Origin of the sequence: Methylicorpusculum oleiharenae (genome assembly GCF_009828925.2) — a bacterium.
Classification (GTDB): Bacteria; Pseudomonadota; Gammaproteobacteria; order Methylococcales; family Methylomonadaceae; genus Methylicorpusculum; species Methylicorpusculum oleiharenae.
Window position 1 is genome coordinate 4410808 of sequence record NZ_WUTY02000001.1, and the last position, 11769, is coordinate 4422576.

Here is an 11769-nt window from a genome sequence, read left to right on the forward strand (position 1 = left end):
AGAAAGAGGGTTGTTTAACTTAATTCGTGCCGGCACCTTGAGGGGGTTTAGAACGCTCCAGATAGTTTTCCCACTTGCGTGCGGTCAATCTCTGGAAAAGGGGTACTACTGGATTGAGTTCAATGGGAGCAGCATCCCAATAAGATTCGTAACCTAATTGTTCGGCTTCCAGGGCAACACCGTCTTCATTGAGGATGGGTTTGAATACCAAAGGTTTGGCGATATTCAGTACCATTTGGGTCAGCCACTTCGGGGTTTTTAACGAAATCAGCGGAATGATGAGCGCATCGAAATAAAACAGGAAAAATACACGCGTGGTTCGTTCATCAATAGGCAACATGAACGACCAATTTTTGATGCTGTCCCCGGTATTGGTCCATTGATACGGATATTCATAGCATAACTCGATGGAACGGGTATTAACCCGTTTGCGGTCAACAAAAATCCCGGAAATCCGACCTCCGGCCATAAAGGCGTCGTATGTCAAATAAACCCTATCTTCATTGCTTTCATGATGGGTCAATTTGGCATCGATAAATGGTTTGTATTTTCTGTGCAGGAAGGCATGAGAAAAATCGCAGATGTTATCGATCACCATTGAATGATGCGTGCGCCAAGTGTAATCCACAGCAAAATTAGCCCAGGTATCAGCGCCGGTAAGTTCGGGAATTTCCGGTATCTTGTAGTCAATGGCAAGTTCAGCTTCGCCGGGGAACAACCAGATAAGACCGTAGCGGACTTGCACGGGATAAGTCCGTAACTGTTTCTTGATTAGCGGGTTACCAAAGCTGTCATGGGAGTAATCCTCCAGCCAGCCGTCTCTGTTGTAGGCCCAACCGTGGTAAGCGCAACGCAAAGTGCACTTGTCTACCGCGCCATGTGTCAACTTTAGCTGACGGTGCATGCAGAGGTTACGAACGGCCGCAAGTTTACCGTCTTCACCGCGAAAAAGGGCAATTGAGGTGTTCGAAAAAATCACCTCTTTAACCTGACCTTTTTTTACTGCGTTGTCGTATTCCACTACATACCAGCGATTCGGATCCATTCCCGACGCGCGGGCTTTTTGCCGCGAATTTTTAGCTTCAGAAAAGGAAGGGGGTGGGGATTTCGTCTGCGCATTCTTCATCTTCGGAACTCTGTTAGGTGGTTAAGAGGGGGGCGATTTACTTGGCAGTAACGATTAAGCCCCTGCGGACGAAATCATCGTAGGCTTCCTGCACCGCTTGAGACAGCTGGGTGGGCTGATAGCCCAATTCCTGTTTCGCCTTGTCGTGATCAGCGCGCCGCCGCATCTGAAGCAAGCGCACTGCTCCGGGTGTAAAGCGTCTGGGCAGGTTGGGAAATACCTTATACCAGGTCTTGTCGGCCACTTCGGCCAGCATGGCCATTAGGAAAGGCGATAATTTCAGACGGGGCAAGGAACGACCGGTAACTTTCCTGAACATCTCCATCAGGTCGTCGACGCTGGCATAGCCGGTGCTGAATATGTATTTCTGCCCGGAACGCCCATGCCGCATCGCTAAAAGGTGGCCTTCTGCGATATCCCGGCTGGATACGAACTCGAACCCCCCCGGAATATAGGCGCGCAAAGAGCCATGAGCATAATCAATGAGTACGCGGCCCATTCGCGAGGGTACATAATCGTGAGGGCCGATGATCGCACAGGAGGTCGCGACAACCACATTGAGACCGTTGGCATGAGCCTTTAGGCACTCATGCTCGGTAAGATGCTTGGTAAATCCATAAGGCAGATGTCGGTCGAAAGGATAAAACGGCATGCCCTCGTGACTTGAACGATCAGGCTCGTAGCCGGTTGCACTGAGCGATCCGGATACAACCACCTTGTCGACACCGTGGCGTTCGGCGGCTTGGAGAATATGGATTGTTCCTTTGACGTTGGTATCGAAAATTTCGCGTTTATGGGCTGCATTTCCTTCAATGGTCGAAACCAAAGCCGCACAATGATAAACACGAGCGCACCCCCGCAAAGCGTTCGATACCGCTTCGCCGTCACGCAGATCTGCGAACACACGCTCAACATTGAGGCCATCCAAGGCTCCATTATCACGTTCGGCCCGCATCATCACCCGAACTTGCTCGCCTTCTTCAAGCAGGCGGCGGACGAGGTTGGCACCTAAGTGACCGGTGGCTCCTGTAACGAGGGAAATACCTGCGCTCATTGCATTAAATCAAGTAAGCGCCAACCAGTGTGTAGCCGGAAGAACAGAACAAGGGATTTGGATGTCATAGTCATTGGTTTAAAAACGGTCTGGTAAAACTACGGGAGCAAAAGAGAGAATTATTCTGCCCTTGGCAATTAGCATCATAAATTCGGAATTCACTAAAATTTTCTAACCTTTTCCCGCGCAACAAGCGTTTTGAAACTGAAAACACGGCATGGTTTCCAGAGTCCAGCTTAGCTCGAGAACCTCATGACTTAAGACCTCTCAATATTTGTACCATACCCGAAATAGGCAAAAGATTTTATTTTCGCTTGATAAGGATACAAAAATGAAAATAACGGTATCTCATTTTTTATCAATGGCTTGATGATGGTAAACGCATCTAGAAGCAGTCTTACCGCCTGAGGTATATTCGAAATATTGTGTCGGATTAAATTACCGGCACCGAATACCGCCAAAAAACAGAATTGTTTAATCAATGAATAATGTTTCCTGTTTAAACCGGCTAAAACAGCTATCGATTCCTGTGCGTTGGCACCTCCGCATTGCAGGTATTTGAACACAGCCATTTTAAGCAAATCATTCGACATTACGGCATACAGCGCGTTGGCAAGGATATTAAGATTGGCATTAGCTATTTTTCTGTCTTGATAATAGGCTTCGATTTTTTCGTGAATCAAATCGTTATTACTAAAATCAGGCATAGCCAGTAAATACGCACTCAATATTTCAATATCGGAAAACACAGCGGTCAATCCGCCTCCGGTTAAAGGATGACGCATATTCAAGGCGTCTCCCAGCATGACAGCGCCCTTTCTTATTTTGGGTTTTGCAGCCATGTAATGATTGGGCATGACCTTAAATCCGCCTTCCTGCAAAGCTTGTGCATAACTGTTAGCCATACAGGCGGGAATATATGGGGTTACATTGGTTTCTAAATGCTCTTTCAGCAAAAAGTTTCTGGGTAACTGATCGCCGGGAAAATCGATTAAAAGCCTGACTTCATTATTGGAAATCGGATAACAGATAAAAGGCGTCGGACCCGATAAAAACACATGGCCATGTTGCGGAAAAGGCATTTCACAGTCTTTTAAAATCAAGCCTATGAAATAAGAGGTTACGGTTTTTTCGTTATTGCTGAGATGAGCTCTGAAATTTGAAAAGAATCCGTCGCTGGTAATGGTTAAAGGGGCATAAATAGATTTTATCTGGGACGTATGCGATTCCCGGTAACTCACGCCGATAATTTCATTCTTTTCATTTTCCAGTAGTTGCAGCGCCTTACCATGTATTTGCGTGACAGATTCGTTTTGCAACGCAGAAGCTCTTATTTGCTGTAAAAACCGGCCATTATGCAAACCTACGCCTTCATGCTGATGCGGGTAAGGAATGGTCGTTTCTTCATTACCTTGCAACAAGGCATAGCCCTTCACCCGCTGTGCTTCAAAACCATCCAGACAATGCCTGAGACCCATTTTCTCAAGCGATAACACGGCGCCTGGTTGCAGCAATTCACCGACTATACGCTTTTTCTCTTTATAGCAATGATCGATTAAAGCGATCCTGATGCCTTTTGGAGCGAGATAAGCACTGATGGTGGCGCCTGCCATGCCTGCGCCGATAATGCAAATATCAAACTCTGATTTCATATTGAGCTACTTGATCCACATACTTTAAACTGCGTTGATTTTTTTATCATCCCTAAACTAACGGCTAGAGTATCGACTTAATGCCCAGATAGGGAATATATTCCTATAGTTTGCGTAGGTAATCATACAGTTATAATTAAAAACACCGGAAATATTTTCCTGAGGCCAATCACCGATATCGGTTTGTCTGTTCAGTAATACGTTAATACCTGATTCAATAATACTTTTATCGCTAAAATCACCCGCCATAAGGGTCAATAATGCCCACGCGGTATTAACGGATTGAGAAGCCACTGCCTGGGTATAAACCAGTTTTGAACACGATTCGAAAGTCTCTCCCCAACCGCCGTCCGCTTTTTGCTTACCCACTAAAAAAGTGCAGGCTTTGTTGATACCTGCCAACAAAACATCATCGTCATAATAACCTTTGCCTTTTGCCTTACTGATCGCCTCGACACCAAACCAGGTGGCGTAAGTAAAACAGACCGCCCAACCACCATACCAGGATCCATCAGGTTTTTGTTGTTTAATAATAAAATTGATGCCGGAACTGATCGCTTTTCGTAATTCGCTGTTTTTATAATCAGGATAAGCCTCCTGAATTTCCAGCAATGAAATAACGCAGGCCGCAGTGCATTCCGTCCATGAATAATCAATCATAATGTCGGCAAATACTTCAGAAGGATTGAGTTTTTCCAGCCATTTAGGCGCTCGCGTCAACTCATAGGTCGCCCATCCGCCATCAGTATTTTGATAAGAAAGAATGACATCGACGGCCTTTTTGATACGAATATCATCAATCGCTGGATGAACCAAACCTGAATGATGAATAGCCAGCGTCGCACTTAAACCTTCCGCGGTGCAGTCGGCAACCGGCCAGCCATTTTCTGCCGTTGAAAACGGCCAGCTGCCTATCATGGGATGACGAAAAAACTCGGCATGCGTCACGTGTTCGGATTTGATTTGTGAAAACTCGATAAACTTATAACTATTTGCAATTGTCTCAGGGAATAGTTTTCCACAATCACTTTCAAGCATCGCGCGGCTAGCAAAAGCGGTATCCCAAAGCTGAGAACCGTTGTAGCCATTCATTTTCATACCATCTTCGGCAACCCACAAATAATCATACCAACGCGCCGTGTGTTTGTTAAATTGTTCCGAATCTTTTCCGTAAGCATGCCAGATACAAATGGAGTTAATGGCTTTATTAACCGGGCCTATGTTGATGTAGTTAGTTTGCTCATCTTCAGCATTGAGATATTTTAAAATAAACGCTACGGCCTTTTTTCTTAACCAGCTGCAGGGGACTTTTTCATAAGCATTGGTGAAAAAGTTCATCCACTTCAATATGGGTGAGGGCGTGGTATAGCAATCTTTTTCACAAACGGCATTACGTTGTTTAGGCCAATCTATCGTGGCGAAATCTTCGTTATAAATCTCCTGTCTCAATGACAGAATCAGTTCATTTTCCGGCGCCTTGATTCGCTGCGCATAGCAATAAGCCATCGGCAGATAAACCATACGGCTATGACACCAATAACGCCAGGGGTGAACCGGCAGCCATTTGGGAAATAACCACATTTCCGGAAACAGGCTGTTAAATCCCTGCCAGTCATAGAGGTTCATTATTGAAAGATAAAACTTTCCCCAGGAAGGAATGCCGGTTGCACCGCCATTTATTTTTATCCAGGTCCTGGCTTTGACCAATTGCTCATGCTGTTTATCGACGCCTAGAATGCGCAATGAAACATATTGCATAACCGTGCCGAACATCGTCGATTCACCTTCAATATGCATACCCCATCCGGCATCTTTATTTTGATGATTCAATATATAAATCTTCATCATCTCCTGATGCGCTTTGGGAAAAGGCGTCTCTGAGATATAGGCCGCAATCAGCAAGCCGGGTAAGAGAAATAGAGGGCCTCCATAATCACCCGGCCAATTGCCAGCTTCAGTTTGCAAATACGAGTAATAGTTAATCCCCTTGATGACCGCGTCTATCACGTTTTGCACTTCAGGGTTTTCTGACTGCGGAATTTGTCCGTTAAATTCATGAAAATTCGAATTAATGACCGTGTCTCTAAAAACCTTATCACCTGAATTGGGATTGACGGATTTATCAAACTTAAAATCTTCAGATAACTGCGCTATTTCTTCACCTGTAATCGTGTCGGCATTTCGCAAATGATCATTGATATCGCTTGAGTCCGGCTTGAAAGCCCAAATTTGCCTTCCTTTTTCAGTGAGCAGTTGCCAGTTTTTCCAACTCGGTTTTACATTCAGCATAGATTCTTATGATGTGGCTTTTATCTTTACGTGTGCAACATGCCAGACTTTGAAAGGATGGCAACTATTTTTTTGTTACCTATTCAGTGTGTGCAGCCGTTTTGGCGCCAGGAATTGATTTTTAAGGACGCGTGAAACGTCTCTGTAAGTTCTGACTGAAACGTCCTGTGCAGACAGCTTTATAAATCAATTACCGGCACCTTATTCAATAGGATTCATACTGAACAATTACAATTTTTGTTAATTTATTGATTGAATAGAGCGATACGGACCATTGCCATAAGACCTTTCAGTTTTTTCCATAAACCAGGTTGTGCCCGCAAACGCTCATGACCGGGTAGTAATTGCCCTTTGGCCAATTTGCCTATTTTTCTTTTCACGGCGGGATCTAGTTTACCGTCTGCAGCTAATTCAAAAAACAAGGCTTTCACATTGCCCAAGTCAAAAAAATCACGTTGCCATTCCCATTTGTAATTGCCCCCATACCGAAACCAGGAGCCACCTATTCCTGCTACTTCATAATGCGATCCATCTTCTCGAAGAGCCGGTGATACCTGACGCCACAAACCGATGACTTCGCCCTGCTTTTCGTCGATTAAAATGCGGTGATAGGGATAACGCCATTCTTCAAAGCCTTCCATTTGCACGCCTAAAGCCCATTCTTCTATCTCTTTACGGCTACGCGCAACGAACTCTTCATTAGGGCCGATATTCCAGCGGTATTCTGCATCATCGGTATACATTGCCCCCAAGTATTTGGGCCAATTACCTTCTTTTTCAGCGTTACGATTTGCTTGTAACCAGCGCTCAACCATTTCTTCAAGTTCTTCTCTGGGATATGCGGTCATTCTTTTTCTTCATAGTGGTTGAGTTCAGTTGAAACCACACTAATTGCCTTGGTTGGGCAATATTTTTCGGCTTGCCGGGCTTTTACCAGCAAATCCAGCATGGGGTTTTCTTGCAGAACGGTTACAGTGCCGGCATCGTCAACATGAAAAAGTTCCGGTGCCTCTGTCATGCAGGTTGCATGTCCCTGGCAGAGCTCCCTATCTATTTTGATTTGAAAGCTCGGACTTGTTGGCTGCGTGTGTTCATGAACAACAACGTTCGTTGATTGATCAGCAGCAGATTTAAGGTCTGTTCGTTTTATGTAGCGAACACGGCAGGGAGAAACTGGCTGCACGACCATTTGGGTAAAATCATCCTGATAAGTATCCTTGTCGTCAATCAATTCAAAGGTGTAGCGGCGCAAAAGTATGCTAAAAATGGCTTTCAGTTGCAACATTGCAAATGCGTTACCGGAACATTTGTGTTTGCCGCCGCCGAAGGCAATCCAGCTGAAGGGCTTTGCGTCCTCCTGGCGTGTTTCCGAATAACGGTCAGGATCAAATTTTTCCGGATCAGGAAAAACATCCGGGATGCGATGCGACACGCGAGGGGAAGCGCAGACGTATTTTCCGGCCTTGACGGTATAATCTTTAAAGTGAAAATCCTGCATCACTTTACGGATTAAAAAAATCAAGGGTGGATGTAGGCGCAACACCTCTTTAATCACATTTTCCAGTATAGGAATTTCCCGTAAAGATTGAAAAGTGACTTCACCATCTACGCCAAAATGCGCATCCAGTTCATTCAAAACTTCAACCATATAGCCAGGCCGGCGCGCCAATTCCAGAAGCGTCCAGGCTGCAGTGCCTGCTGTAGTGTGATGCCCGGCGAAGATAGTGCCGATCAACATGCCTGTTATTTCATGAGCCGATAAGCCGCTGCCGTCGTCGTATTTGGCATCAATGAGCAATTGAAACGCATCTTCGCTTTTTTCAGCTTTCTGCGCTCTTTTGGCAATAATGCCGGTAACTAATTCTTGCAATCTGGCGCGTGCTCTATCTCGTCGGCGAAACACGGGTAAAGGCAAATAGGGAAAAACAAAGGCCAGAGGATTAACGCCTTTTTCAAGATCATGATAAATCTTGGCAAATTCTTCATTGAGCTCATAACGAAATTCATCACCCAGCAGACAGTGGCTGGAGGTGTAAATGGTGAGTTCTTTCATGAACTCAAGCAAATCAATTTCGCCGGCATCGCCCCAGCCGGCAATCATTTGCTCCACTTCCTGGACGATCACCTGAGCATAGCCGCGCATCGGTTTGTCACGCAATACCGGCATAAGCATTTTAAGCTGCTGATCTTTTTTATGCGGAGGCGCGTCAAAAACTACACCCTTGCCAAAAATAGGCGTCATGATTTTATAGGCCTGGCTTTGATCGAGCTGCGCATCAGGCGCGCGAAAAAACGCCTCATTCGCTTCAGGGCCGGTCATCAGAACCATTTTTTGATGAAACATACGAAATTCACCGATTTCCCCCAGTGTTTTTCTAAGCTCCATCATATAGCTGAAAGGATTTTTTCCGAATTCGAGCATGTTACCTAACAGAGGCAAAGAGCGAGGCATTTTAGGCGGCACTTTGCCTGTCGAATCTGGTTTTTCGGTATTCGTTGTAGTCATAACTCGATCTTGATGTGTTTATCCCTTTAGGAACGCTGATGTTGTCGGTTACTTCAAGAGCATTAGCCTTTGAATACAGCCATAGACAAAAGGAAATTAAACGCTGATTTTACGCGGTGCCTACCTAATGTACAAACTTTCTCGAAACGGCTTACGCCCCTGCCCTGCAATAGCGATGTAACTAGTGCTTTGCAGGCGGTTCGCTGAATTTTGGACAGAGTCATGCTATGGAATTTAGAAAAAGGCTCAGCTTAGACTGAGTAATAATTTCTCAGGATCGCTTTTTAGACTTTATTATCGCGCATAAAAAAACCGCTTATAAAAGCGGCTTTTTTATATCAATAAGTGGAGGCTGCGGCCGGAATCGAACCGGCGTAGATGGCTTTGCAGGCCACTGCATAACCATTTTGCTACGCAGCCATACTAAAAACAAAAAAGCCGCGAATACGCGGCTTTTTGAAAACTTTAATTGGAGCGGGAAACGGGACTTGAACCCGCGACCCCAACCTTGGCAAGGTTGTGCTCTACCACTGAGCTATTCCCGCAACACCTTCAATGACGAGCATTATAAAGCAAATAAAACATCAGTCAAGCTTTATTTTAATTTTTTACTGAACATTAATTGCTAACGTCCATGCAGTCTGTCCACTGCACTCACCTTCTGACAGAATTTTGACATTAACAAATGCATTTTTCTTTCCATAAGCATCCTGAAACCCTTCTACAGAAACAGGTGTTCCTTGGGGCATATGCTTACATCCGCCGCTACGGTCATCTTCTTCAGTATCATCATAAGCTGCAATAGTTCCAGGAACGGCCACAAGTCTTATTGATGCATTAGGATCGGTTGCATTGGGGCCTTTCAATACATATTTTTGACCAATTTGTAGATCCTTTATTACCGGACCGCTTACCGTGGAGCTTGACCCCCCACTAAATAAAGAAATTACAATTAATAAACCGATAACGCTTAAACCACCATAAAATATTTTTGGCTGGTCTTCTTTCAGTTTAAGCAAAGTATCCGTGAATTTGCCTAAAGCAGCCTGGGACTTTTCTACTGCTTCAGACGCTTTATCTTCTTGAGGTGTATTTTCTTCATTACTCATAGTTTCTCTCACTCTAAAATTATTATCGTAGTGGTTAAGGCCTGAATTAATTTGGTTATCGGTGTTATGAATCAGGTTTGATAACTAATCCAGTCCTTTTATTTATTATTATAAGGGTTTTAATAATTTAAAATTTTCCGTATTCGATGTTAAGCGGTTAACAAATTACCATGTTAATAAAACTTTTCAAGTATTAAGTGATCGAACTATTTTCAATAGTTGCGGATAGAAAATAAAAAAGTGAAGAAAAAATCAATTTGATATTGATTTATTTTGTGGTCTGGAGCCCTCTTCCAAACGTCTGCATTCAAACTGCCAGTATCCTAAACCTATATTCTTCCGGCCTCTCAAAATAATTGGAAAAGTATTTTTATTCATGAACATTCTTACTATATCGCCATCTTTTAAATTATAAGATTCAATAATGATGTAACTTTTTTCAGGTCCATTATCTTTTACCCCGTAAATTAAAGCTCTTACAGGGGGCGTCTGATGATCAAGCGGCTGATAAAACATGGCATACACCTGAATTGCCAGCAACTCAATTTCGAAACTCACTTTTGACGTTGATTTTGTAATTGAGATTTTATTAACAACCCCTAATGAACGCTTATTTGCCGGGGCATCAGGCTTTCTGAGACTGACCAGACTACCAATAGAAATTAGCTCTGTACCCTGAAAATCACAGGCTAATGATCTTTCTGATGTTGACTGTACACGATACTCCAGGCTTTGAATGTTGGCATCACTCGGTTCGGATAATAAATCATGTGTATTATCGAGACCAATGCAAATGCAACGATCCAAGCGATCCGAAAACAGGGCATAACCTTTTAGCTCGATGCCCTGCCATCTTAAGCTTAGATAATCCAGCAACTCGATAGGCAGTTTGTTTTTTGGCGCTTTTTCCGCCGTAACAGCGCTGAATCGAGCCTGATCTTTATTGACCAATTTATCTTTCTGGAAAAGGATCTTGTTTATTTTTTCAAAACCCAGGTACAGACAAGAAGCGTCCGTTCGATATTTAGGCTCTGAGCTAAATTGAGGCCCCAGATCTTCATCGGTCAGCACAATACATTGTTTTTTTGCTTGATCACCTGCAAGTTTTGTATCAACGGTCAAATACGGCGTCAATAGTTCTATAAAATCAAAAACAGGCAGAACTTCTTTTTGCATCAAGCCCGCCGGTTGCGCCAGACTCATCATTAATATTTGCCGGTAGCAATCATCTACAGAAACCGTTTTCCCCAAATCACGCTGCAATCTGGGAATCTTTGAAGTCTCTTTTTTTGTTTTTACACTTAATTTATAAATTGAGTGGATATCTATCCATACCCAATCAGGGACAGGCATAACCATTAAATAATGACTTAGAACTATCTGACAAAGGCCGCTGATCGTCCTCTGCAAAGATAAAACGACGTGTTTGCCCTGAAACCAGCTGACATCTCTCTTGGTCTGTTCTTTTAAGGTAATCCAATACCCAATGGTGAATTCTTTTTGGAGCGTTATCAGAAGATTAAAAATTTTTAATGCTTCTTCATTTTGTGGAAAACCTTGTGTTATTAGCTTGGATCTCAAAAACTCTTCAATGCCTAAATAACTCAGCCTCACTATTTCAAGAGCATCCAGACGGAACTGGGTAGCCATTGTGAGACCATTCAATTCTTTCAATAAATCAAAAAAAAGGCGCGTCGATAAACCAGGGTTAGTAACTGGAAGTTCACTTAACCAATGCTGTAGGGATTTTGGCTCAAATAATCGAAGCCGGTCCGGCAGGTCCTTTTGGACTGGGATAACCAGATAAAAAGAATTCTTCACTCAGCCCTCAGGTTAATGAACATGATTGGCAATCTATAGAAACGCCCATTTTAGGGCTAAAGGTAAGAAAACTTGAGGGGTTTGGATCAATATAACTAATATTCAGCTGTTTCGATTAAAATTTTGTAACTATTCAGCGGAGCAACAAAACCAAGGTGATGCTCTTTGTAGGTTGCGGCAAACCATAGCTAACCCAACAATTAAGGCCATGG

The 11769-nt window shown here is 43.7% G+C and carries 8 protein-coding genes and 2 tRNA genes; all 10 read right to left on the reverse strand.

Translation table 11 applies throughout. The features are described from left to right. Nucleotides 1-19 precede the first annotated feature (19 nt). The 10 genes from GO003_RS19660 to GO003_RS19705 all read right to left on the reverse strand — a co-directional run bounded on the left by GO003_RS19660 (nucleotide 20) and on the right by GO003_RS19705 (nucleotide 11557). Nucleotides 20-1126 (reverse strand): Rieske 2Fe-2S domain-containing protein, encoded by a 1107-nt coding sequence (locus GO003_RS19660; protein ID WP_159658842.1) that lies wholly within the window; start codon nucleotides 1124-1126, stop codon nucleotides 20-22. A 37-nt stretch (nucleotides 1127-1163) separates the two neighbouring features. After that, nucleotides 1164-2180 carry an NAD-dependent epimerase/dehydratase family protein gene (locus tag GO003_RS19665; protein WP_159658841.1) on the reverse strand — a complete coding sequence of 339 codons (1017 nt, stop codon included), beginning with the start codon at nucleotides 2178-2180 and terminating at the stop codon, nucleotides 1164-1166. A gap of 257 nt (nucleotides 2181-2437) precedes the next feature. Further along, complete coding sequence (locus tag GO003_RS19670) at nucleotides 2438-3832, reverse strand: FAD-dependent monooxygenase (RefSeq protein WP_159658840.1); 1395 nt, start codon at nucleotides 3830-3832, stop codon at nucleotides 2438-2440. 57 nt (nucleotides 3833-3889) lie between these two features. Continuing rightward, on the reverse strand, nucleotides 3890-6121 hold the full coding sequence (locus tag GO003_RS19675; RefSeq protein ID WP_159658839.1) for a terpene cyclase/mutase family protein: 2232 nt from the start codon (nucleotides 6119-6121) through the stop codon (nucleotides 3890-3892). Nucleotides 6122-6366: 245 nt separating this feature from the next. Then, the gene (locus GO003_RS19680) at nucleotides 6367-6969 is read right to left on the reverse strand and encodes a nuclear transport factor 2 family protein (protein ID WP_159658838.1); all 603 of its coding nucleotides are present in this window, start codon (nucleotides 6967-6969) and stop codon (nucleotides 6367-6369) included. Continuing rightward, entirely contained in the window at nucleotides 6966-8627 is a 1662-nt protein-coding gene (locus GO003_RS19685) for a cytochrome P450 (RefSeq protein WP_159658837.1), read from the reverse strand. Before GO003_RS19685 ends, GO003_RS19680 begins: the two co-directional genes overlap by 4 nt. Before the next feature lie 346 nt (nucleotides 8628-8973). Beyond that, a tRNA-Cys gene (locus GO003_RS19690) sits at nucleotides 8974-9047 on the reverse strand. Between the two features lie 50 nt (nucleotides 9048-9097). Then, nucleotides 9098-9172 (reverse strand) — tRNA-Gly (locus tag GO003_RS19695). 63 nt (nucleotides 9173-9235) lie between these two features. After that, nucleotides 9236-9736 (reverse strand): hypothetical protein, encoded by a 501-nt coding sequence (locus tag GO003_RS19700; RefSeq protein WP_159658836.1) that lies wholly within the window; start codon nucleotides 9734-9736, stop codon nucleotides 9236-9238. A gap of 252 nt (nucleotides 9737-9988) precedes the next feature. Continuing rightward, nucleotides 9989-11557, reverse strand: coding sequence for a hypothetical protein (locus GO003_RS19705; RefSeq protein WP_159658835.1), 1569 nt, complete (start codon nucleotides 11555-11557; stop codon nucleotides 9989-9991). Nucleotides 11558-11769: the final 212 nt, after the last annotated feature.